The sequence below is a fragment of the Bacillus sp. FSL W8-0629 genome, assembly GCF_038593225.1.
GTDB classification, from domain to species: domain Bacteria; phylum Bacillota; class Bacilli; order Bacillales; family Bacillaceae; genus Bacillus; species Bacillus altitudinis.
This window is the reverse complement of record NZ_CP151975.1, coordinates 2,672,155-2,696,454: the sequence shown is the minus strand read 5'-3', so window position 1 is coordinate 2,696,454 and position 24,300 is coordinate 2,672,155. Positions and strand designations below refer to the sequence as shown.

22 protein-coding genes are annotated in these 24,300 nt (G+C 40.4%); 10 read left to right on the top strand and 12 right to left on the bottom strand.

Going from position 1 to position 24,300, the window contains the following annotated elements:
- Window positions 1-60: 60 nt before the first annotated feature.
- Window positions 61-1,764 carry a septation ring formation regulator EzrA gene (gene ezrA, locus NSQ17_RS13920; RefSeq protein ID WP_342467532.1) on the top strand — a complete coding sequence of 568 codons (1,704 nt, stop codon included), beginning with the start codon at window positions 61-63 and terminating at the stop codon, window positions 1,762-1,764.
- Window positions 1,765-1,804: 40 nt separating this feature from the next.
- Here ezrA and brnQ (NSQ17_RS13915) read toward each other — a convergent pair whose 3' ends face one another.
- Window positions 1,805-3,148: a branched-chain amino acid transport system II carrier protein gene (gene brnQ, locus NSQ17_RS13915; protein WP_024718689.1), complete on the bottom strand. Its 1,344-nt coding sequence runs from the start codon at window positions 3,146-3,148 to the stop codon at window positions 1,805-1,807.
- Window positions 3,149-3,362: 214 nt separating this feature from the next.
- Entirely contained in the window at window positions 3,363-4,706 is a 1,344-nt protein-coding gene (gene brnQ, locus NSQ17_RS13910; RefSeq protein ID WP_338704009.1) for a branched-chain amino acid transport system II carrier protein, read from the bottom strand.
- A gap of 202 nt (window positions 4,707-4,908) precedes the next feature.
- Here brnQ (NSQ17_RS13910) and NSQ17_RS13905 point away from each other — a divergent pair, with 202 nt between their 5' ends.
- The 7 genes from NSQ17_RS13905 to NSQ17_RS13875 all read left to right on the top strand — a co-directional run bounded on the left by NSQ17_RS13905 (window position 4,909) and on the right by NSQ17_RS13875 (window position 11,346).
- Window positions 4,909-6,051 (top strand): cysteine desulfurase family protein, encoded by a 1,143-nt coding sequence (locus NSQ17_RS13905; RefSeq protein WP_217967910.1) that lies wholly within the window; start codon window positions 4,909-4,911, stop codon window positions 6,049-6,051.
- Window positions 6,052-6,055: 4 nt separating this feature from the next.
- Window positions 6,056-7,261 (top strand): tRNA uracil 4-sulfurtransferase ThiI, encoded by a 1,206-nt coding sequence (gene thiI / locus NSQ17_RS13900; RefSeq protein ID WP_342467531.1) that lies wholly within the window; start codon window positions 6,056-6,058, stop codon window positions 7,259-7,261.
- 89 nt (window positions 7,262-7,350) lie between these two features.
- Window positions 7,351-7,563 carry an alpha/beta-type small acid-soluble spore protein gene (locus NSQ17_RS13895; RefSeq protein WP_003216385.1) on the top strand — a complete coding sequence of 71 codons (213 nt, stop codon included), beginning with the start codon at window positions 7,351-7,353 and terminating at the stop codon, window positions 7,561-7,563.
- A gap of 221 nt (window positions 7,564-7,784) precedes the next feature.
- The gene (locus NSQ17_RS13890; protein ID WP_330546981.1) at window positions 7,785-9,365 is read left to right on the top strand and encodes an acyl--CoA ligase; all 1,581 of its coding nucleotides are present in this window, start codon (window positions 7,785-7,787) and stop codon (window positions 9,363-9,365) included.
- 135 nt (window positions 9,366-9,500) lie between these two features.
- Complete coding sequence (locus tag NSQ17_RS13885; RefSeq protein WP_217967913.1) at window positions 9,501-10,115, top strand: LysE/ArgO family amino acid transporter; 615 nt, start codon at window positions 9,501-9,503, stop codon at window positions 10,113-10,115.
- 286 nt (window positions 10,116-10,401) lie between these two features.
- On the top strand, window positions 10,402-11,154 hold the full coding sequence (locus NSQ17_RS13880) for a hypothetical protein (protein ID WP_342467530.1): 753 nt from the start codon (window positions 10,402-10,404) through the stop codon (window positions 11,152-11,154).
- A gap of 15 nt (window positions 11,155-11,169) precedes the next feature.
- Complete coding sequence (locus tag NSQ17_RS13875) at window positions 11,170-11,346, top strand: hypothetical protein (RefSeq protein ID WP_008356320.1); 177 nt, start codon at window positions 11,170-11,172, stop codon at window positions 11,344-11,346.
- A 52-nt stretch (window positions 11,347-11,398) separates the two neighbouring features.
- On the opposite strand, the gene NSQ17_RS13870 is transcribed toward NSQ17_RS13875, so the two are convergent.
- Window positions 11,399-11,833 carry a MarR family transcriptional regulator gene (locus NSQ17_RS13870; protein WP_342467529.1) on the bottom strand — a complete coding sequence of 145 codons (435 nt, stop codon included), beginning with the start codon at window positions 11,831-11,833 and terminating at the stop codon, window positions 11,399-11,401.
- Window positions 11,834-11,949: 116 nt separating this feature from the next.
- Here NSQ17_RS13870 and NSQ17_RS13865 point away from each other — a divergent pair, with 116 nt between their 5' ends.
- Window positions 11,950-12,537, top strand: coding sequence for an NAD(P)H-dependent oxidoreductase (locus tag NSQ17_RS13865; protein ID WP_017358293.1), 588 nt, complete (start codon window positions 11,950-11,952; stop codon window positions 12,535-12,537).
- A 105-nt stretch (window positions 12,538-12,642) separates the two neighbouring features.
- Window positions 12,643-13,992, top strand: a complete 1,350-nt coding sequence (locus NSQ17_RS13860) for an amidohydrolase family protein (protein WP_342467528.1) — start codon at window positions 12,643-12,645, stop codon at window positions 13,990-13,992.
- A gap of 40 nt (window positions 13,993-14,032) precedes the next feature.
- On the opposite strand, the gene NSQ17_RS13855 is transcribed toward NSQ17_RS13860, so the two are convergent.
- The 9 genes from NSQ17_RS13855 to NSQ17_RS13815 form a co-directional block, all read right to left on the bottom strand.
- Window positions 14,033-15,970: an ABC transporter permease gene (locus tag NSQ17_RS13855; protein WP_342467527.1), complete on the bottom strand. Its 1,938-nt coding sequence runs from the start codon at window positions 15,968-15,970 to the stop codon at window positions 14,033-14,035.
- Window positions 15,960-16,721, bottom strand: a complete 762-nt coding sequence (locus NSQ17_RS13850; protein ID WP_058337289.1) for an ABC transporter ATP-binding protein — start codon at window positions 16,719-16,721, stop codon at window positions 15,960-15,962. Before NSQ17_RS13850 ends, NSQ17_RS13855 begins: the two co-directional genes overlap by 11 nt.
- A 105-nt stretch (window positions 16,722-16,826) precedes the next feature.
- The gene (locus NSQ17_RS13845) at window positions 16,827-17,831 is read right to left on the bottom strand and encodes a sensor histidine kinase (RefSeq protein ID WP_058337290.1); all 1,005 of its coding nucleotides are present in this window, start codon (window positions 17,829-17,831) and stop codon (window positions 16,827-16,829) included.
- Window positions 17,831-18,520 (bottom strand): response regulator transcription factor, encoded by a 690-nt coding sequence (locus tag NSQ17_RS13840; RefSeq protein WP_024718678.1) that lies wholly within the window; start codon window positions 18,518-18,520, stop codon window positions 17,831-17,833. Before NSQ17_RS13840 ends, NSQ17_RS13845 begins: the two co-directional genes overlap by 1 nt.
- Before the next feature lie 109 nt (window positions 18,521-18,629).
- Window positions 18,630-19,550, bottom strand: a complete 921-nt coding sequence (locus NSQ17_RS13835; RefSeq protein WP_025207786.1) for an iron-hydroxamate ABC transporter substrate-binding protein — start codon at window positions 19,548-19,550, stop codon at window positions 18,630-18,632.
- Window positions 19,551-19,740: 190 nt separating this feature from the next.
- On the bottom strand, window positions 19,741-20,340 hold the full coding sequence (locus NSQ17_RS13830; RefSeq protein ID WP_007501749.1) for a response regulator transcription factor: 600 nt from the start codon (window positions 20,338-20,340) through the stop codon (window positions 19,741-19,743).
- On the bottom strand, window positions 20,337-21,473 hold the full coding sequence (locus NSQ17_RS13825) for a sensor histidine kinase (protein ID WP_024718676.1): 1,137 nt from the start codon (window positions 21,471-21,473) through the stop codon (window positions 20,337-20,339). The genes NSQ17_RS13830 and NSQ17_RS13825 overlap by 4 nt, the downstream gene beginning before the upstream one ends.
- A gap of 115 nt (window positions 21,474-21,588) precedes the next feature.
- Window positions 21,589-22,644, bottom strand: a complete 1,056-nt coding sequence (locus NSQ17_RS13820; protein WP_024718675.1) for a fatty acid desaturase — start codon at window positions 22,642-22,644, stop codon at window positions 21,589-21,591.
- Window positions 22,645-22,833: 189 nt separating this feature from the next.
- Window positions 22,834-24,276, bottom strand: coding sequence for a DEAD/DEAH box helicase (locus NSQ17_RS13815; protein ID WP_342467526.1), 1,443 nt, complete (start codon window positions 24,274-24,276; stop codon window positions 22,834-22,836).
- Window positions 24,277-24,300: the final 24 nt, after the last annotated feature.

Below are 24,300 nucleotides of genomic sequence, written 5' to 3'. Positions count from 1 at the left end.
TCTCAGGTCTACTCGGGACACTACCCTGACATCACTTAGATCACAACAAGGGGGCTCATTATGGAGTTTATCATCGGTTTAATTGTCATTTTGCTTGCTTTGTTTTCAGTCGGTTATTTCCTCAGAAAAAATATATATAAAGAGATTGACCGATTGGAAGCATGGAAAATTGAAATTTTAAACAGATCAATTGTAGAAGAAATTTCAAAAATCAAACATTTAAAAATGACCGGAGAAACAGAGCAGTTTTTTGAAAGATGGCGTGCAGAGTGGGACGATATCGTCACAGCCCATCTTCCAAAGGTAGAGGAGCTATTATATGATGCAGAGGAGTATTCTGATAAATATCGATTCTCCAAAGCGAAGCAAGTTCTTGCACATATAGGAGATCTGCTCACCGCTGCTGATTCAAACATCGAAGACATTTTAAAAGAGATTGCAGACCTTGTCACAAGTGAAGAGCAAAACCGAAAAGACATCGAGAAGGTCAAAGAGCAATATCAAACGGTACGAAAAAATCTACTTGCTTACAGCCATTTATACGGCACCCTTTATGACAAAATGGAGCAGGACTTGGACGAGGCCTGGGAAGGGATTAAGCAGTACGAGGAAGAGACAGAAAACGGAAACTACATGACAGCAAGGAAAATTTTGCTTGAGCAAGACCGCAGACTCGATCAGCTACAATTATATATCAATGATGTACCGAAGCTCATCGCAGACTGCAAACAAACGGTGCCAGGTCAGCTAACGAAGCTGAAAGACGGTTATAAAGAAATGACAGACAAAGGCTACAAGCTAGAGCACATCCAGATCACAAAAGAGCTGGAGAACTTGAATAAACAGCTGACCCGGGCGGAGAAACTGCTGATTGATGAACTCAATTTAGATGAAGCATCAAGCATTCTGCAAATGATTGATGATGCGATTCAGACGCTGTATGATCAGCTAGAAGCAGAAGTAGAAGCAGGTCAGGAAATCAAGAGCAAAATGCCTGAGCTGACCGAGGCATTTGAAAAACTTGAACAAGACCACACGAAGACTAAGGCAGAAACGGCTCTTGTGAAAGAAAGCTACAAGCTGACAGCAGGAGAACTGGATCAGCAGAAAGCCTTCGAAAAACGATTAGAAGAAATTGAAAAGCTCATGAAGCAAATACGAGAGAAGCTTGATCGTGACCATGTCGCATACACATTATTAATGGATGAAATCAATCAGCTTGAGAAATTTATTGAGGAAGCCAAAACGCTTCATGAAGCGTTTAAAGATCACCTTCAATCGTTACGAAAAGAAGAATTACAGGCAAGAGAAACATTGGCTGAACTTAAAACCATGCTGACAGATACAGTGCGCCAGCTGCACAAAAGCAACATTCCAGGTGTGCCTGCTGACATCAAAGACCGTGCTGAAAAAGCGCAGGAGATGATTCAGCAAGTGCAGGAGCAGCTAGAGAATTTGCCGCTGAATATGCTAGCAGTGAACCAGCAATTAAAAGAAGCCTCTGAAACAGTTAGACATGTCGTTGATGAAACACATGACATGCTTCGTAAAGTGGATCAAATTGAACGGATTATACAATACGGCAACCGGTTTAGAAGTCAAAACCATATTCTTTCAGAGCAATTAAAAGAGGCAGAACGAAGATTTTATGCCTATGATTATAACGATTCGTTTGATGTGGCAGCAGCTGCTGTCGAAAAAGCATCACCTGGAGCCGTTCAGAAGCTTTTAACTCAGCAAGAAAAAGAATATCAGCATCAATAAAAAAGCTGAAGTCCATTTTAGGACTTCAGCTTTTTCCATGTTATGAAGCTTGCTTTTGGCGTTCTTCTGAAGCAGAAGAAGTGAATAGAGAGATAACAAATCCAATTACGATTCCGAGTATGGCAGGTACAATCCAGCCAATGCCAAGGTCATATAGCGGCAAGATCGTTTGAAAGAGATCTTTCACAGGACCAATCGGCAGTTTCGCCGCTGCTAAGCCGTCAAACAGACTGACGCAGCCAGTTAAAATCAAAGTAAGGACATACACAGGTCTTCTATGACCAAGCCATTTGTCAGCAAGTGATAAGACGATAATCACAATCGCTAACGGGTAAATCGCAGTTAACACAGGTACTGAAAAAGCGATAATATGAGCAAGTCCAAAATTTGAAATGATAAAACTGAATAATGTGACGAGTGTAACGACCATTTTATAAGAAAGTTTAGGTAATAAATTTGAGAAATACTCTCCGCACGATGTTACGAGACCGATACTTGTCGTTAAACAGGCAACCGTAATCGCCGCGCCTAACACAATATTACCTAAACTGCCAAAAAGAAATTGCGAAGACTGAGCCAAGATCTTACTGCCATCTCCAACAAAACCAATGGCGTGTGTGCTTGAAGCGCCTAAATAAGCAAGTGATAGATAAACAAATGTTAATCCGCAAGCTGCAATTAGGCCAGCTTTGATACAAGCAGATGTGAGTGCTTTTTTACTTGTTACACCACGTCCTTTAATGGCGTTGATGACAACAACCCCAAACACAATAGATGCAAGAGCGTCCATGGTTTTATAGCCTTCTAAAAACCCTTTGAAAAATGATCCATTGCTATAGGACACATCAGGTGTGCCAATGACGCCCATCGGTGTCAAAATGGCTTTGACGATAATAATCAAAATGATCGTAAATTTAATCGGTGTTAACACTTTCCCTACACGATCCACAATTTTCGTTGGATTTAGTGCAAGATAATACGTAATACCAAAAAAGGCCAGTGTAAATAAAAGAAGTGAGAGCCAAGCTGGTACACCAGCTAAAAAGGGTAGTGCACCAATTTCATATGAAACCGTTCCTGTACGAGGAATAGCGAAAAGTGGCCCAATAGATAAATATAAAATGACGGTAAACGCTGTTCCAAAAGCTGGGTGAGCTTTATCAGCTAATCCTTTCGCATCTCGACCTGTCAAAGCGATTGCAATAATCCCTAGAAGAGGTAAACCGACACCTGTTAATAAAAATCCGCCCATTGCTTTCCACACATTTTGCCCTGCATATTGCCCAAGCTCTGGTGGATAAATCATATTACCGGCGCCGAAGAATAGAGCAAACAGCATAAAACCTATGATAACCGTATCTTTCGTCGACAAAGTTGCCTTCATTGCATTTAAAGCCTCCATTATTATGTTGAAATATTCTGTTAATTAGTTGCTAGGTAACCGTTCATCATTAACAATCACTAATTATAAAGGATGTACGCCTGATGTCAACATGTGTTTTCGTACAAAAGTCATGAATTTTTCTATTTTAGTATATGAAGAACAATAAAAAAACATCCCCTTCTTCTTTGGAAGGGGATGTTTTGGCTTGTGATGATTATGAGGCAAGTTGCTTTGGTGGGCTGGTAAACATGGAAATAAGTACACCAATCAAAGCACCGATAATAGCTGGTATGATCCAGCCAATGCCTAAATCGTAAAACGGAACAATTGATTTCAAGATGCCAGGCAATCCGCCTAGATTCACTTCGGCAGCTAATAATCCATCAATGATGGCAAAGAAACCAGTAAAGATGAGAGAAGTGATATAAATGATTCTTCTGCCGTTAATCCAGCGGTCAAGGAACGATAATAAAATAATGACAATGGCCAATGGATAGATTGCTACGAGTACAGGCACCGACAGAGAAATGATTTGTGCCAGTCCGAGGTTTGCAACGAATGTGCTAAATAAAGAAACAATTAGAACGACAGTACGATAAGAAAGTGCTGGGAAGAGCTTTGAAAAGTATTCTCCACAAGATGAAATAAGTCCAACACTAGTCGTTAAACAAGCGAATAAAATGGCTGCGCCAAGAACAATGTTACCAGCAGAACCGAATAAAAAGTTGGCAGAAAGTGAAAGCAGTTTGCCGCCATCATTTGCTCCAACCATTCCCGTGGCATCGGGACTTGAAGCACCCACATAAGCAAGTGAAATGTACACGAGTGCCAGTCCAACAGCTGCTACGAGTCCTGCCTTAATACAAGCTGCTGCAAGAGATTTTCGCTCTGTGATGCCTCTGTCCTTAACAGCTGTCACCACGACGATTCCAAATACGATAGAAGCCAGTGCATCCATTGTTTTATAGCCTTCTAAAAATCCAGTGAAAAGCGGGTTTGCCTCATATGTTTTATCTGGAGCACCGATCATTCCCATTGGCGTAGCAATGGCTTTAATGACAATAATAGCAATAACAGTTAATAAGATCGGTGTCAAAATTTTACCAATACGATCAACCAGCTTTGAAGGATTTAACGCAAGCAAGTATGAAATAGTGAAAAACACTACGGTAAAGATGAATAGTGGTACCCATGAAGTGGCTTGGGCACCTGAGAGAAATGGAGCTAATCCAATCTCATACGAAACCGTACCAGTTCGCGGAATGGCGAAAAATGGTCCAATGGATAAATACAGAATAACGGTAAAGATAGTCCCGAATTTAGGGTGTGCTTTATCGGCAAGACCTTTGGCGCCGGTACCTGTAAGGGCGACAGCAATAACCCCTAATAGTGGAAGACCTACGCCTGTAAGTAGGAATCCGCCGATGGCAAGCCATACGTTTTCACCAGCATATTGTCCAAGAACAGGCGGGAAAATCATATTTCCTGCACCAAAGAATAATGCAAAAAGCATTAGTCCAATAGCCAATGTCTCTTTTATACTTAAACTATTATTCAAAATAGTCCCTCCTCAATCAGTGTATTGTGTCAAATTTAAATATTCTGACAATTTAGGTGTTTATATGACAATTGCACTATGGATGATATAGTGAAAATAAAAAGTTGTCAACTGCCATTTTCAGAAAATTCTCTGTCTGACTTCATTATGGTAACATATAAATGCATTTATTTTTTAAGTTTTTTTGTAAGGAGTTTAAGATATGATTTATCTTGATAATAGTGCTACAACAAAGCCTTATCCAGAGGTTTTACAAGTACATCAGCAAGTGAGTGAGCGTTTTTTTGGGAATCCGTCTTCGCTGCATCAACTTGGAATTGATGCGAGTCGTCTATTAAGTGAAACGCGAAAACAAATCCTTCACTATACAGGTTTTACACAATATGAGATTATTTTTACTTCAGGTGCAACAGAAGCAAATAACATTGCCATCAAAGGGGCTGCTCTTGCCAAGATGAATCGAGGCAGACATATTGTCACAACAGCGATTGAGCATCCATCTGTCATCGAATCGTTTGAACAGCTGAAAACATTATTTGGCTTTGATATTTCCTATATTCAAGTAAATGAGCATGGCCGTGCAGATATGACGCATTTAAAAGAAGTGCTTCGCCCTGATACAGTGCTTGTCAGTCTCATGCATGTAAACAATGAAACAGGCGCGATTCAGCCGATAGAGGAAGCGGCCAGCATCATTCGGAAGTATGCCAAAGAGGCGATTTTTCATGTCGACGGCGTACAAGGAATTGGCAAGGTTCCGCTGCCTAAAGAGATGGATATTGATCTTTTAACGATGTCTGGTCACAAAATTCATGGCTTAAAAGGCACAGGAGCGCTCTTTTTAAAGAAAGGTGTAGTGCTTGCCCCTTTTATCACAGGAGGAGAGCAGGAACTAGGCCTTCGCTCAGGGACTGAGAACCCTGCTGGAGCTGTCAGTTTAGCAAAAGCCATAAAGCAATCATTTGAATATTTAAACAAGCATCATGATGAGATGATCGCCTTAAAAACGGAGCTAGAGCAGCAGCTTGGAAAGATAGAAGGCGTCGACATAAACACACCGCTGACGCATAGCGCACCGCACATTGTGAATTTTTCAGTGCCAGGTATTCAAATCGAAGTCCTTCTGCATATGCTCGAAAAAGAAGGCATTTACGTTTCGACAACGTCTGCTTGTTCTGCTAAGAAAAAGGAACCAAGCCGTGTCCTGCTGGCGATGGGAAAATCAGAAGAAGCAGCCAAAAGCAGCATGAGAATCAGTTTGACATATGGACAAGGACCAGAGCTAGCGCCACAAATCATCACATCGATCGCACAAAGTGTGAAAAAATTAAAAGGAATGAGATAACAACATGAAGTATGACCATATTTTAGTCCGTTTTGGTGAGATTTCAACAAAAGGGAAAAATAGAAAGAAATTTATCGAAAAACTAAGACAGCATATCCGGTTTGTATTGAAAGACTTTGAAGCATTAAAGTATGCATCTGACAGAGACCGCATTACGATCATGCTAAACGGAGAAGACCCTGAACCGATTTCAGAACAGCTTAAAGGTGTATTTGGCATTCAAAGCTTTAGCCTGGCTGTAAAATGTGAGACAAATCTTGATGCCATCAAAGAAGCGGCACTCTCAGCGGTTCAGGAAGTGTATGAACAAGGAAATACATTTAAGGTCTCAACGAAACGCTCTTATAAACAATTTGAGCTTGATTCAAATGAAATGAACCGAGAAATTGGTGGACATGTTTTAAGGAATACAGACAACTTAACCGTTAATGTGAAACAGCCAGATGTTCACTTGCGAATTGAAATAAGAGAACACGCGACGTACATTACATTTAAAGATGTAAAAGGTGCAGGCGGACTGCCAGTTGGTTCAAGTGGAAGAGCGATGCTGATGCTCTCTGGCGGTTTTGACAGCCCAGTGGCCGGCTATCAGGCAATGAAACGAGGCATTCAAATTGAAGCTGTTCATTTCTTTAGCCCACCTTATACAAGTGAACGTGCCAAGCAAAAGGTCATTGATCTAGCAGAATGCTTAGCTGCCTATGGAGGCGAAGTCAAGCTTCACATCGTTCCTTTTACGAAAATCCAAGAGCTCATTCAAAAACAAGTACCAGAAAACTATACGATGACTTCAACGAGAAGAATGATGCTCAAAATTGCAGATAAAATAAGAGCCAAGCGTGATGCGCTTGCCATTATTACAGGTGAAAGCCTTGGTCAAGTGGCAAGTCAGACACTTGAAAGCATGTATGCCATTAATCATGTCACAAACACACCGATCATTCGCCCGCTGATTGCCGTGGATAAGAATGACATTATCGAAGAAGCGAGACGAATTGGCACATATGAGACAAGCATTCAGCCATTTGAGGATTGCTGCACGATCTTTACGCCGCCATCTCCAAAAACAAAACCAAAGCTTGAAAAAGTAGAACGCTACGAAAGCTTTGCTGAATTCGAGCCAATGCTTGATGAGGCAGTGGAGCAGATCGAAACAATCGTTGTCACAAATGAAAAGAAAGCAGCTGACAAATTCGCTGATTTATTCTAAATAAAAAATTTCATAATAATTACCATAAAATCAATCGCATGAAGTCATGTGTTTCTACACATTCTATATTCACAAGGAGGTGAGAACACATGGCTCAACAAAACAGACAAAGCAGTTCTAATCAATTAGTCGTTCCAGGCGCTGCACAAGCGATCGACCAAATGAAGTACGAAATCGCTTCAGAATTTGGCGTAAACCTTGGACCAGAAACAACAGCTCGCGCTAACGGATCAGTTGGTGGAGAAATCACTAAGCGTCTTGTATCTTACGCTCAACAACATATGGGTGGCGGATCTTTCTAAGACACACAATTAAAAAGCTATGGCTTATGAGCGGGTTCATTCCCGCTCTTTTTTTTGTACATAAATTGTTAGAATATTTTTAAAAAAGAAGACGAAATGAAAAAATTATGGCATAATACTAGGAGTAGGTCCTAATTCAAGCATTTTTCAGTTATGAGTGTTAGAATAGGTAAATTGAAACATGATTCGTTTCATAGAAAGAGGCTAAAAGGAGCTGTACCATGAAAAGAGAAGACTTAATTGCACCAGAACAATATAACTTAGTCAGTGAGATTGAAGCGTTCAGTCATGACCAGGAGAAAATCGCCCTGCACTGGCAGGACGGAAATGGCCATGAAGCACATGTGACATATGCAGCATTAGTGGAAGAGGCGAATAAAATTGGTCATGTTCTATTAAATGCAGGCTTTAAAAAAGGCGATAAAATCATTGTGATGGTGCCTCGTATGCTAGAGGCATACAGCATTTATTTAGCCATTTTAAAAACAGGAATGGTTGTGATTCCTTGTTCAGAAATGCTTCGCGCTAAAGATATAGATTACCGAATTGAACATGCAGAAGCAAAAGGAGCGATTGTTTACGCATCATTTATTCAATCGTTTGAAGGAACCAACCAGCCAAAAGATTTCAAAACATTCTCGATTGGTGAGAATGATCATGGCTGGACAAACATTGTTGCGCAAAAGGAAGAGCAGTCAAGCGAGTTGAAATTGGCAGACACAACAAGTACGGACATGGCGTTTCTCTCTTATACATCAGGCACAACAGGTAACCCAAAAGGGGTTGTTCATACACATGGCTGGGCGTATGCACATTTACGTACTGCGGCCAAAGCATGGCTCTCCATTAATGAAGGGGATAAAGTATGGGCAACAGCAGGACCAGGCTGGCAAAAATGGGTGTGGAGTCCTCTCTTATCTGTTTTAGGAAGCGGAGCAGAAGGTTTTGTTTATGGAGGGAAATTTAATCCGAATACGTACTTAGAGCTGCTTCAAAAAAATGAAATCAATGTTCTATGCTGTACACCAACAGAATATCGATTTATGGCAAAAGTGGATGACCTCAGTCAGTACGAGCTACCAACATTGCATAGTGCTGTTTCTGCGGGAGAGCCGCTCAACCGTGAAGTCATCGATACGTTCAAAAAACATTTCGATATCGAAGTACGAGATGGTTACGGGCAAACAGAAAGCACGCTGCTAGTCGGGGTGCTGAAAGGAATGGACATCAAGCCAGGCAGCATGGGCAAACCAACACCTGGCAATGAAGTAGAGATCATTGATGAGAATGGCCAGATCTGTGCTCCAGGAGAAATAGGTGACATTGCCGTTCATCTTGAAACGCCGGCTTTATTCAAGGAATACTACAAAGATGCAGAGCGTACAAAGGCGCAGCGCCGTGGGGATTATTTTATTACCGGTGACCGTGCGAAAAAAGATGAAGACGGGTATTTTTGGTTTGAAAGCCGCAGGGATGACATCATTGTCAGCTCAGGTTATACAATTGGTCCATTTGAAGTCGAAGATGCACTGATTAAACACCCAGCAGTGAAAGAATGTGCGGTTGTGGCAAGTCCAGATGAAATCAGAGGATCAATCGTGAAAGCATACGTCGTCTTGCGTGATGCATCTGCACAAAGCGATGAGCTGATTAAAGAACTGCAAACACACGTGAAAAATACAACAGCACCGTACAAATATCCAAGAGAAATCGAATTCATTGACGAGCTACCAAAAACTCCGTCAGCGAAAATTCGACGTGTCGAGCTGAGAGAAAGAGAGCTTGCACGAAAATCATCATAACAGGAGAAACAATAAGCGTCGGATGGAAAATCATCCAGCGCTTTTTTATTGGACAAATCAAATATGTAAAATTCGTTGATGATGTTTTATGTTAAAATGTGTAAGGATGACTTGAAAAAGGAGAATGTTCTGAAAATGTCGATTGCGATAATTCATGGGATTGTGCTTGCCTTTGGCCTTATTTTACCTTTGGGCGCACAAAATGTATTTGTATTTCAGCAAGGAGCCCTTCAGCCGCGATTATATCGCGTACTGCCTGTGGTCATTACAGCTGCTCTCTGCGACACACTTTTAATTACTTTAGCTGTCATTGGGGTTTCGGTTGTTGTACTCACCATTCCTATCTTGCAAATGGGTCTTTTTATCATTGGATTTTTCTTTTTACTTTATATGGGGTGGTCAGTTTGGAACACGAGCTCCGCAACAGGTAATCAAGAAAAGATGGACCTGATGCCTGTGAAAAAACAAATCATATTTGCCTGTTCCGTTTCACTTTTAAATCCTCACGCGATTCTCGATACAATAGGAGTGATAGGAACGAACTCTCTTCAATATCATGGGGCGGAAAAGGTGGCATTTACCGCAGCCTGTATCATTGTCTCGTGGTTATGGTTTATGGGTCTTGCCCTTCTCGGGAAAATGTTAGGAAAGCTAGATACAAACGGCAAGTGGATGAACCGGATCAATAAAGCCTCTGCGGTCATGATCTGGCTGGTTGCATTATATATCGCCTATCAGCTTATTGGATAAAGGATACATAGAGCAAAAGAGACGTGATGTTGAACATGTCATTTGAAGAAGCGTTGGATGGAAAACATCCGGCGCTTTTTTGTTGTCTACTGTCTCGGGGCAAGCATCAGTTACACCCCGTTCATTTATCTCAGACATACTGACGATTCAATTACCTGAAGGAAATGATATCAAGTAGGAGATATGCTACATTATTTATAGTGGTTTTTTTTGGTAAATAAGCCTCTTATGCCATTTTCCATAAAAAGGTATAATTTTTATGGGATTTATTAAAGGAGGCTACATAATGAAAGTAAGGAAGATGCTTGTTGTTTTATTATTCATTTCACTTCTATGCGGACAATATCCTGTGGGGAAAGCTGTTAGCATAGAAGAGGATATGCCTTTTGAAAAGATACAAAACAATAAAGTGGCTGAAAGGCTCATAAAAAAAACAAAAAAGAGCTTTCAATTTTTACAGGCAAAAGAAATAGCCTACAAAAAAGGGTATCAATTAAATGGAGAAAGTGTAGCAGTTCATTTGAATGATGCTAAAGCGAATGTTGTTTATTTTTATCTAACAAAGAAGAAAGCAGATAATCAGCTAGTAAGCACAGCATCATTTATTTCAATTTCACTAAGTCAGATAAAGTCCCATTATATTCAACTTGCGGAATACGATGAGCAAGGTAATTTACACTCATATTTCATTCAAAATGGAAAGTTGAAGAATGAGTTTCATATCAATCCAAATGGGGAGTTTTTAAAAGGATCTTTTACCTATGGTGAAAACGATGCGAAAAAAGATATGATGGAATTAAATAGAAAAATTATGAATGCTGAAGATTCGGAAATTCAAACGAGCTTTAATTGGAACAAATTTTGGAGTTGTTTAAAAAAGAAAAGTGGCCCGAATGAATCTCTTCCGCTTCGTTCAATGGTTCTTGGGGCTTGTTATTATGTTTGTTTAACAGGACCTGTTGGTTGTATAGCATGTACAGTCATTAATGCAGGAATATCGGCTGGGATAGCAGGTTATTGTGTGAAAAAAGTTTGGTGAATTGGAGGTTTTCAAATGGCTCATAAAGAACAGCGTAAAGGGGCAGTGCTTGCTGTCTTTGATACATTGACGTTTGGTGTACCAGTCTTGTTGTGGAATTTATATAAGAATACGAATAAAACATTGAAGCTGATGATCCCGATTATTCCAATAGTAGGTTTCATCACGTATCTTTTAGCATCTCTTTACTAATGTGTTCAAAAATCATTTGCATGAGCGATACGCTCATGCTTTTTTCATTCGATCATTTTTTGAAGATGGTTTGATTTAATAGACGAAGAGCTTGTACGATATCATCCATTTGATTTTGGTCAGAGGAAGAAAGGCTGTCCATGAGCATGGATTCAATTTGTTGAAATGCTTTGTCCATACACGCACGGCCTTTTTTAGACAGCATAATGACATGTTTTCGCTTGTCATCTTTATCTGCTTGTCTATCAATGAATTGTTTTTCGTGAAGCTTTTTCAATTCTCTGCTGACATTCGGAAGAGACATGTGCTGACAATCGGCGATTTCACTAGGTGTTAGCGGATCACTGACGGCTAACTGCTCTAGAATCAAATATTGTAGAGTGGTTAGATCAGATGGTTTGATCTTGCTCATCATAGCATGTTTCAGCTCAGAAAAAGTAGAAGCAAATGTGACAAACTCTTTGAAAAAATGTGGGTTTTTCATCATTTTTCACCTCCTACGTACCATACCAAATTTGTTATCAAAAAACAATTATCATTTGACAACTAAAAAAGAGGGGTGTATGCTTTTTATTATCAAATGATAACTAAAGGAGACAAGCCATGAATGTACTCATTATTTATACTCACCCCCATCACAATAGTTTAAATGGTGCTTTTTTTAAAGAAATCCTAAAGGGCAGTGAAGAAAATCCAAACGTTCAAGAAGTGAGAATCATAGATTTATACCAAGACAAATTTGATCCTGTACTTATTTTTAATGAAGAGAAAAAAAGACGTGATATGCATAAGGACCCTGAGATTCAAGAATATCAAGAGAAAATCAAATGGGCAGACAACATCGTGTTTGTTTATCCGATTTGGTGGGGGCGGCCGCCAGCCATGCTGCTTGGTTTTATTGATCGCATGTTTGCAGCGAATTTTGCTTACCGTCAAACAGGCGGGCTGCTTCCAGAAGGCTTGTTAAAAGGAAAGAGGGCTGTATGTGTATCGACAATGCAAGGACCGACCCACTACCCTTTCTTCTTTTTGCAAAATGCCCACAAGGTGTTAATGAAACGAGCTCTTTTACAATATGTCGGGATTAAACCGGTGAAGTTCTTTGAATTTGGCATGATGGAAAGTCCGAAAGGGAAGCATGACGTGAAATTAAAACGGATATACAACTATTTTCGGAATATCAGCTCATAAAACCACATTCCTTGAGTCACTTTTCTTCTAATTTGAACCTGTTATGTCTTAAAATGACAGAGAGAGTGAGTGACTCATTCTCTTTATTTGAAAAGGGGGATATGGATGAAGAAAACATTGTTTAAAGATGCGGCTCTTATCACACTTGATCCATCTTTAGGTTTTCTGGAGAAGGGAGATCTATTAATTGAAGGGGCACATATTTTAGAAGTCGGACCTTCGATTGAAGTAAGCGGTGCTGATGTTGTGGATGCGTCTGACATGGTCATCATGCCAGGGCTTGTGGATACCCATCGTCATGTGTGGCAGTCTGTTATACGGGGAATCGGAACAGATTGGTCTTTGCAAACGTATTTGAGCAAAATTTATTATGGCAACTATGGGGCGATGAGACGTCCATCAGATGATCGAATTGCTAATTATTTAGGCGCATTAGAGGCATTAGATGCAGGAGTAACCACGTTTTTCGACTGGACGATGATCAATTCTATGGATCATACAGAAGAACTCATTGGAGGTTTAAAAGATGCGGGTATTCGAGCGGTCTTTGGTTTTGGTACCTCTGGAGATGCAGCGTATTGGGACAGAGAGAGTACGCTCACGAATATGGAAGACGCAGCCCGCGTGAAACAAAAACATTTTCAATCATCGGATCAGCTGTTGACGATGGGACTTGCCATTCGTGGACCTGAATTTTCTTCATGGGAGACGACCGTCTTTGAAATTGAAACAGCGAGATCACTAGATGCATTATGCAGTATGCACATTGGCTTTGGAAATTGGGGAGCGGCGGATCGATCGATTGAGCGGCTTCATCAAGCAGGGCTGCTCGGGCCTGATTTGAATATGGTGCATATCAATGCAATTGATGCAGATCAAATGAAGATGTTAGCTGACAGCGGAAGCTCCATCTCTATTACACCTGAGATTGAAATGATGATGGGACACGGATATCCTGTCACAGGGCTCGCCATTGAAAATGGCGTTCTGCCAACGCTTGGTGTAGATGTGGTGACAGCGACAGGCGGAGATTTATTTACTCAAATGAAATTCGGACTACAGGCGGAGCGGGCGATTCAAAATCAATCTTTATTGATGGAAGGGACGATGCCAGGGCCTGAACTTGGATTGTCTGCACAGCAAATGCTTGAAGCAGCCACTATAAACGGGGCTCGTGCCTTGAAGCTTGATGACAAAATCGGCTCACTCACACCTGGAAAAGAAGCTGATTTTATCTTGATCGATCGGACAAGCATGAATCTTCTTCCGATGACAGATCCAGCTGGGGCAGTTGTGCAAACGGCACACCCTTCAAATGTTGACTCTGTCTATGTGGCTGGAAAAGCAGTGAAAAAAAATGGGAAGCTAGTTGGAGTGAACTTAGAAGAGATCAAACAAAAAGCTTATGCGGCAAGAGATCATATTTTATCGCATCAGTTTGAATCAACAAAATGACGTGCAATATCCCCATAGGCCACTGCCTATGGGGAATACTTTACAACGATTCTTTAATGACTTTTTTATAATATTGGACAGATAGGAATCCGAAGACGGAGTATAAAACGGTATAAATCGCCATGACAATCAGCATAGGTGTCCACAGTTCGCTGCCAAATAAAAACCAGCCAGATTGTACAGCAAAGTAGCTGTGCAAGAGCCCGACGAGAAGCGGAATGCCAAAGTTGAAAAGCTGTTTGAGCCGAATGCCTTTTAAGAGATCTGTCTCCGTAAAACCAAGCTTACGCAGAATCGTGTATGAGCTTTGTTCCTCTTCGCTCTCATTCATCTGTTTGAAGTATAAAATACAGCCTGATGTCACAAGGAAGCTGAGGCCTAAAAATCCGACTACAAACATCATCAGTCCGATGGTTTGTTTTTGCTGCTGAGTGGTAGCAAATCTAGACATGCTTTCATCACTCAATTTCACAGACATAAAGACGTCATTGGCTTGTTCAACTTTTCCTTCATCTTTTATATTGATCGCAATATATTGGTTATTCTCACGCTGCAGCTTAGGGTCTTTGTTTTGATCAAGCTGCTCAAAGACGTTTTGACTGACGACAGCAACAGGTAGGCCGCCAAAAGTAAACTGGTAAGAGATTAAATGATCCTTTTTCATATCAATTACTTTTAAATCAATTGGTTTTTTTATTAAAAGTTTCACATCACCAGAGCTTTTAATCGGCATGAATTTTTTCAATAAATCATTGTAGCCACTTAACATGACTTCGTTGTTCTCTACATGAATATTTGGTACGTTTTTCTCGCTGATCACAGGTAGTGTTAAGACTCCTGGAGCTTTATTCACACTGCTTAACTTCGTATCGATGATTTGATTTGCATCAAAATCGGCTTGAATGACCTCGAACTGCTTTTTCTCATAGGCAATATGCTGATCAGAAAGTGCGCGAGTGAATGTGCCAGCATCTTTCTCTGATCCCATGACAAAATGTGCTGGAATTTGCTGTTCAGCTGTTTTTTCTGCTGAGTAGTAGGAAATATAGCTGAGTGATAACAAACCGATGGCAAGTGCAGATACGGTAGTAATAATCGTTAACAGCAATGCATTTGATTTTAAACGGAACATGATCGACGATAAAGACAAGACTTCATGAATGGCAAGGTAGCCATTTTTTCTTTTTCGTACGATATTGGCAATGAATGAAACAGAGCCTTTATAGAAAAGGAAAGTACCAATAATGACAGAACCTAAAATATAGATCATGGCTAAAGATAACGAAAACATCGATGTGTATGAGCCACTAAAAAGCTGAGAAGAAATGTAATAGCCTGAGCTGATAAAGGCAATGCCTAGAACCCCGATGATGATTTCAAAGACAGAGATTTTTTTAATACGCTGCTCTGTAGAAGAGGTTGTTCTAAACAAAGCTAAGATCGTTTGCTTCTGAATAAAATGTCTATTTCTTAGCATGATGACAACATAAATCAAGAGAAACACGATGATTGTTTGCAAAAGAGCCGTGCCAGAAAAATGAAGATTGGCAATTGCATGAACACCTGTCACTTTAAATAGAACCATCAGCATCAGCTTTGAACCGATAAATCCGGCCAATATTCCAATAGCCATCGAAATCATATAGAGGATAAAATTTTCTGCATTGAGCAGCTTGGCAATTTTTTGTTTCGTCATTCCAATGAGCTGCAAGAGACCGATTTCTTTTCCTCTACGTTTGATGAAAATGCTATTTGCATATAAAAGGAAGATGCCGACGATGGCGATCAGCAGAATAGAAGCGGCTTTAATGGACGCACCGCCTTTAATAGACCCTTTCACATCATCAAGTGCTGGTGAATACTGCAAGGTGACAAAGGAAAAATAGAGCGCCACACTAAATACAAGTGCAAACACGTATAAATAGTAATTTTTTAAGTTTTTCTTCAGATTGCGGAAGACGAGCTGATTAATGTTCATGCTTCACACCGCCTAAAACACCTTGCGTTTTCATAATATCCTCGAAAAACATCTTTCTCTCTAATGTGCCTTTATTCAATTGTGTATAGATCTGTCCATCTTTGATAAAAATCACTCGTCTTGAATAACTGGCTGCAACAGGGTCATGCGTCACCATGACAATGGTTGCTTTGCGCTTGTGATTGAATTCTTGCAGCTTGTTCAGTAAGTCAGACGCAGATTTGGAATCAAGTGCTCCAGTTGGTTCATCAGCAAAAATGAGGCTTGGTTCGTGAATAAAGGCACGTACCGCAGATGTCCGTTGCTTTTGTCCCCCAGACAGTTCATTTGGATATTTGTCTCTTAGTTCATAAATCCCCATATCCTCTGCAAGCTGTTGAAAGCGTTCAAAAGCTTCTTTTTTAGGCGTTTTGGAGATGGATAATGGCAAGAGGATGTTCTCTTTAACTGTGAGTGTATCAAGTAAGTTATAATCCTGAAAAACAAAGCCAAGCTGTTTCTTTCTAAATTCAGCGAGCTGCTGATCTTTCATTTGCGTCATTTCTGCATCTGCGATCCGAATCGATCCGCTGGACACATGATCAATCGATGACAATACGTTCAAAAGGGTCGTTTTCCCCGAGCCTGATGGCCCCATGATGCTGACAAATTCTCCAGCTTCTATCGTCAAATCAATGCCTTTCAGCACCTCTTGTTTATTGAATTTATTTCCATAGCTTTTATATAACTTGCGAGCTTCTAAAATGTTCATCTGTCGAACCCCTTTTTTATTTAATTGATATCTCTAGTATAAAAAGAAGCCGATCAGACTTCCTGCGATTTGGCGAACAAAACAGACGAGCATGTGACATTGTTGTCACATGCTCGCAATATGCACAAAATCATTCTTTTTCGGAAAGATAAAGGTGAAAGTTGTCCCTTGATCTAATGTGGAGTTGACCTCGATTGTGATATGAAGAGCGTCAGCTCCCTTTTTTGTTAAATAGAGCCCCATGCCTGTGGAGGCCGTGTCATTGTGATGTCTTGTGGAGGTAAAGCCTTTTTCAAAAATACGGGACACGTCTCTTGGGTCAATTCCTCTGCCTTGATCTGTGATGGTGAGCACCACTTGTTCGTTCATTTGTTTGCTTTCGATGATAATGTCAGATGATTGGCTGTACTTGACGGCGTTTGTCAGCACTTGTCTGATCATAAAGGATAACCATTTTGTATCACTTAATACGTCTCGCTCTTCTAATAAAAGGTCAAAGCCAATTCCTTTTTGCATACACCACGATTGGAGCGCTTTGATTTCTTTCGTTAGCATGTTTTGGAGATCCAGTTTTTCAATAAATAAATCATTTTCAATATGTTGGATCCTGCTTTGATGCAGCTGTGCATCAAGGAGTAAATGTATTCTAAGCCATTCATATGTCATATTTGATTTGAGCGGCTGTTCTGTTATGCGGTCAATCATTAAGTGCATCGCCGTGAGCGGCGTTTTCACCTCGTGTATCCATGAGAGCAGTTCATCTTTTTCTTCTTCCAGCGCAGTCTTTTGCTTAGCCGTCATCTGGCGGTATCGGTCGATTTGCTCTGACGTTGCCTCCTGTACAATTTGTTCAAAGGGGGAAGAGGGTTTGAGACGTATTTGATGGTCTATGTTTTCATCCCATTCTTTCAGTTGCATGTAATAAGCAGTTTCTTTCCGATAACGAAAAAAAAGAAAAACAATGAAGAGTAATGTAGACAAAAGCACGATATAAAAAAGAGAAGCGAGCGGAATCGTTGTATCCAAATATGCAACAAAGAGAATGAGAAGCTGCAAACTAAGAAAGAACAAGATCCAGCTTCGTCGTTCTTTTAGAAATGCTTGCAGCATCATTGATCATCCTTTTCTTTTGCAAGATAACCTTGACCCACCTTTGTTTCAATGAAGGCGCCAAGGGAGATTTCGTCTAGTTTTTTTCTAAGGCGGTTGACGTTTACAGTGAGTGTATTGTCACTCACGAATCGTTCATCGTCCCATAAAGCTTGGATGAGAGATTCCCTTTTGACGATATGGTTTTTATGCTGAATTAATTCTTTGAGAATAAAAAACTCATTTTTTGTTAATTCAATCTCACCTTTTTCATTTGTCACTGTATTATTTTCGAGGTCAAGGGTAGCGCCGCACCAAACTTTTAAGTTGGCAGGTTCGGCATTATAATCATGAACACGGCGAAGAACAGCACTTACTTTGGCGATGAGAACGTCAAAGTGAAAGGGCTTTTGTACAAAATCATCAGCTCCAAGCTGCATCGACATGACCATATCAGCAGGATGATCACGAGAGGAAAGAAAGATGATGGGCACATTAGAATGATGCCGAATCATCCGGCACCAATGAAATCCGTCGTACTTTGGCAGTTGAATATCAATAATGACTAAATCAGGCTGGATGGAAGTGAACTCCTGCATGACCTGTTGAAAATTGTTGATCCCATACACATCATAAGACCAGTTGACTAAACGTTCTTTGATTTCTTGGAAGAGGGTTGTATCATCCTCAATCAGCAAAATTTTAAACAAAACGAGCACCACACTTTTTGAATTACTTGTACATCATTGTAGCGGAAAACAGGCACTCCCGCTAGAAGCAGACAGCAAAAAAGCAAGGGAAGAGATCCCTTGCTTCGGTTTATTTACCTAAAAAGTGCTTTTTAAAGAATGATAATTGATATTCAAGTGTGAGTGGGTCATTAAAGTAAAACTCTTCCGCATTTGCTTCATACACACGATGTTTTTTCACAGCAGGAATGGACTTATAGATTTCACTGTTTTGATAGGAATTGTCCATCTCGCTGTTTTTGCTAATGATCATATAGTCTCCGGCAAATTCAGGGATGACCTCTTGTGATACCGCATAATAGCCAGCTTTTAATGCTTTTTCTTTTACTTTTTCCGGCATTTTTAGTTTCATTGCTTGGTAGAGGATTTCTGTTCCGCGACCCCACGCATCTCCAAAGACGTAAAGATCTTTTGTGCCGCTTTCAAAGACAGATACGGTTGCATCTTCACCAATTTTTGCTTTGATTTCTTTGCCAGCTTCAGCTGCACGCTGTTTGAAATCCTTGACCCATGCTTTTGCTTCTTTTTCTTTGTTTAAGACTTTTCCAATTTCAATATGCTGCTGAAGGTAATCGACTTTGTTATACGTGAATAAAACGGTAGGGGCGATTTTTTTCAGTTTTTCTACATTTTTTGCACCGCTTAAACCGATGATGACATCAGGCTTTAGCTTCATGATTTTTTCTACATTTTCATCGGATACTTCTTCCACATTTTTTAATTTCTTTTTGAAACGTGGATTCTTTTTTGACCAAGAGTCAACGCCCACAAGGTTCACACCAAGTGACAAGACATTTCCTGTATAAGAGGCGAGAACAACAACACGTTTTGGATTTGCTGGCAGCTTCACAGGTCCATTTTCAGATTGATATGTAATCGTGTCCGATGATGTTGATTGCTTTCCTTTATTTGAGGAAGAGTTGCTGCTATTGCCACATGCGCTCAACGCAAGTACGAAGATGAGCATCAGAGGGAACAATATTTTCTTCATGAATGTAAACTCCTTTGAAATCGGCACATCAGCCGTGTATTTGGTTGTATGAGTGATAATGATAATTATTATCACTCAGATATCATACCATAGAAGTGAGGTTTGTTGTCAATGATATTTTAGCAGTGGATAGAGGAATTCTGATAAAAAGAAAAAAAGATCAAGGCAGTGTATGACCTGATCTTTTTTCTTATTTAAACCAGCCTTTTTCTTTGGAACGAGTGATGGCTTCAATTCGGTTTTTGACTTCTAGTTTATCTAAAATAACGGATATGTAGTTTCGGACAGTGCCGCTTTTTATGCTGAGTTCCTTGGCGATTTCTTTTGTGTTTTTTCCGTCTGCGACGAGTTCTAGAACCGACTTTTCTCGTTCAGTTAAAGGATTTTCGTCGCTATACAAGTCTTCCATTAATTCAGGGGCGTACACCTTTTTCCCTTTCATCACACTGCGGATGGCACTTGCCAAATCCTCGCTTGGGCTGTCTTTCAGCATGTAGCCGCTAACGCCAGCTTTCAGCGCTCTTTGAAAATAGCCAGAACGGGCAAAGGTTGTTAAAATGATGATCTTCACATCAGACTTTTTGAGTTCTTCAGCGGCATCTAGCCCAGATTTTCCTGGCATTTCGATATCCATTAAACAAATGTCGACCGGATGTTTTTGAGCAAAATCAATGGCGTCCTGGCCGTTTGTGCCTTTTCCAACAACCGTCATATCGTCTTCTAAATCAAGAAGCGACCCAAGAGCACCAAGCAGCATTTGCTGATCCTCTGCGATAAAGATGTTAATCATTTTATTTCCTCCTTATCTTTCGCTGCTGAATCATTTGGAATACTCATGATCAGCTTCGTCCCGTCTTTTGTTTCAATGTGCAGGCGTCCATTTGCAAATTCCAATCTTTCTCTAATCCCTAAAAGGCCATGTCCCTTTGTTTGAGAGGATGGATCACCGCCTTTAAATGTGCCGTTATCCTCAACTGTAATGACAACTTCCTTTGACTTTTGATGAATGGTGATTTGACAGACAGTGGCGTCGCTATGTTTGACAACATTCGTTACGGCTTCTTTGATGCACATGCTCACAATGTTTTCGTTCAGAAGAGAGATGTGTTTCGGCGCTTCCTTTTCATCATAAATCATGTCAATATCGGCGGCTTCAAGGATTTGCTTGATGTTCAATATTTCATCTTTGATCCGAATACCTTTCATGGAAGAAACAATTTTTCGCACTTCATTAAGAGACGTTCTAGCTGTCTGCTGAACACTCTTTAGTTCGGCACGAGCCTGTTCAGGATCTTTATACACGAGCTTACGGGCAAGGTCACTCTTTAAACCAATAAGAGAGAGTTTTTGTCCAAGTGTATCATGCAGGTCACGAGCAATGCGCTGCCTTTCTTCAAGTTTGACAAGATCGGCGATCCGTTCATTGGCATTTTCTAATTTCTCTTCAAGGCGTTCACGTTCTTTTCGGCTTCGAATGCTGAGAGGGAGGAGAATGGCGCTAATAAGTGTGATCACAACAAAAGGAATTTGTGTGAGAAACCATCCCTTTTTTAAAATCAAGCTAAAGTTCACTGCTACGGCGGCGCTCCCTAGATGAATATAGTATAAGATATAAAAAGGGACTTTTCTTTTAATGTGCCCATTGAAATAGGCGATGCAAAAAGCGAAATAAATATAGCTGTAGAGCATCACATAGCCTGTAGAAATCGCAATCAATAAAAGACCGAAGACATATAAAGACCAGCCTTTTGCGACAAAGGCAAAACGATACACTCCGAAAAAAACCACGTTCAAAATAATGCCAATGACAATACCTAAAGTCGTAGGCGTCTTTAAGATAAAATAGAAGGGCAGGATGAAAAAAATGGCCCATATATAGGGGGAAATCCCATGCAATTTTTGAATTTTAAACTGTTTTTTCATCCGTGTGCCACCTTTTCCGTTTTCGTTCTTTTCCTTACTTTATCAAATTCAACTTACGGTTGCATCCTGTAAATGGCAACAAGCTCCTTCTAGAGTAAGAAAGAGCTTGCACCAATTATGCATTTTTCTTCAGAATGTCTCCTTTAATGACAGGTGCGGGCATCTTCTTAGATTGCCGTGCTTCTTTAAAGGTAACGAATGCTTTCGTTTCTTCATCCCAAAGTCTAAATTTCATTGATTCGATACTTGTTTTTAAAGTGATGGTTGGAACATTTTGAAGCGGCTCACTATGATCATGTGCATGCTCCAAGTGATAATTCGGTACCCTCGGACTTAAATGATGAACATGGTGATAGCCGATATTGCCTGTTAACCATTGAAGAAGCTTTGGTAATTTGTAAAAAGAACTGCCTTCTACTGCCGCCTGCACATAATTCCAATGTTCATCTGCTTCAAAGTAAGAATCTTCAAATGTATGCTGCACATAAAACAGCCATACGCCGATTGATCCTGAGATCAGGAAGATTGGACCTTGGACAAGCAGGAACTCCTGCCAGCCAAAAAGAAGACACGTTGCAGCTGCTAGTGCAATGATGCTCACGTTTGTGAAATACGTGTTCCAGCGCTCTTTTTTACGAGCATTTTTGACGTTGAAACGGTTTTTTAAGAGAAAAACAAAGATCGGTCCTAAAATAAACATCACAAAAGGATTACGGTAAAATCTGTAGCGAAACTTCGTCCAAGCTGATGCTTCTTGATATTCTTTGACTGTCAGGAGCCAAATGTCGCCAGTACCTCGTTTGTCTAGATTACTGCTTGTGGCATGGTGAATTGAATGATCTCTTTGCCATTGAAGATAAGGGAAAAGGGTGAGTACGCCCGTTACAAAACCGAACAGGTGATTCAGCGGCTTCTGTTTAAAAAAGGATTGATGGCAGCAGTCGTGAAAAATAATAAAGACACGTACTAAAAAACCAGCTGCAATCACCGCAAAGAAGAGGGTTAAAAGGTAGGAGATGTTCAGGCTATAATAGGCAAGAAACCAAAGCCCCAAAAATGGAATGAATGTATTAAAGAGTTGAATGATACTTTTTTTCGAATTAGCACCAGAGAATTGGCCAACTTGTTTTCTTAAAGTGGCTTGCTGCTGTGTGTTTGTTGAAGTCGTCATGAACGTTCAAGTCCTTTCCGTTTCTTTCTACTTCAAAGTATAGAAGGAAAGGTGTCATGCTCATAGTAGCACCCATCATGTATTCAATATGACATTTGTCATGTTGGACGCAGGAAAGGCTGATGGTTCAAGGGTTGTAAGCTTATTTTATTTTAAATAAAAAAAGTAAAGGCGCTATGCCTTCACTTTTTATGCACGTGCTTCATGTACTTTTAACTGCTTGCCTTTAATGGTTGTGTGGCGCATGGCTTTTAGCACAAGAGGGCCTTTGCCATTTAAAATATCTACATATGTTTTCGTTTCCTGAATGGTAATAATCCCAATGTCATCAAACGCAACACCGTCTATTTTGGCGATCGTTCCAACGAAATCAACTGCCCGGAGTTTCTTTTTCTTCCCGCCGTTAAAATAAAGCTTCATAATATCCTTTTCAACGCCAGCTTGTTTATTTTCCTTTTGAATCGGCGTTTCAATCTTTTCTTCAAAGCTTTCTACATGCTGTTCTGCGTCTTCTTTTGTAGGATAAGGCTGAGTCTGAAAATGAATGCCAGCTTCCTCTTTTAATTCTTCAATGAGCTGCTGCCCGTGCCTTGTCATAAACGCAATCGTTTTCCCGCTTTTACCCGCTCTGCCAGTTCTTCCGGTCCGATGAATATAGCGTTCTTTTTCATAGGGCAAGTCGTAATGAATGACATGTGTCATATCACTGACATCAATTCCTCGGGCTGCAATATCTGTTGCGATCAAATAACGGAATTCTCCGTTTTTGAATTCATCCATTACAGCAAAGCGGTCTTCCTGCCTCATCCCGCCATGAATCTTATCACAAGGAACATCCCACTCATCTAGCTTCATCGTCAGCTCATTCACTCGCTCCTGCGTATTGCAAAAAATGATACAGCTATCTGGATTTTCAATGACAATCGTTCGTTGAAGTAATGAAAACTTGCCTTCTTCCTCGGTTTCAATCAACGTGTGGGTGATTTGCTGCTTCGTCGTTTCCTCCCGAGCAATCTCTATCACTTTTGGCGATTGTAAAAACTGCTCACTCAAATCCTTCATTTCATCAGACATCGTCGCTGAAAATAACATCGACATCCGCTTTGGCGGCAGATGCTGAATAATAGAAGAGACTTGATCAATAAATCCCATGTTCAGCATTTCGTCTGCTTCATCTAACACGAAAAATGACAGATTGTCTAAAGAAAGTGTCCCTTTTTCAAGGTGATCCAATATTCGTCCTGGCGTTCCGCACACAATGTGGTTCTTTTGTGCAAGCTCTATTTTTTGTGCTTGAAATGGAGCTTTTCCATAAATGGCGGCCGCTTTAATTCGTTTAAATCGTCCGAGGCTGGTCAGATCCTGTTTGACCTGCATGGCAAGTTCTCTTGTTGGGACGAGGATGAGGGCTTGAGGTTTATTCTCAGCCCAATCTACCATTTCACAAATTGGCAGACCGTAGGCTGCTGTTTTGCCACTGCCTGTCTGAGATTTGACAATGAGGTCCTGCTTTGAAAAAGCAACGGATAATGTCTCGTGCTGGACGGGTGTAGGTGTATGGAAATGAAGCGCTTCTAGCGCTTGTTTCAATTCATCGCTTAATGGATATTGATCAAAATGTTGTAATGGCATCGTGTTCTCCTTTTCGTACATGTA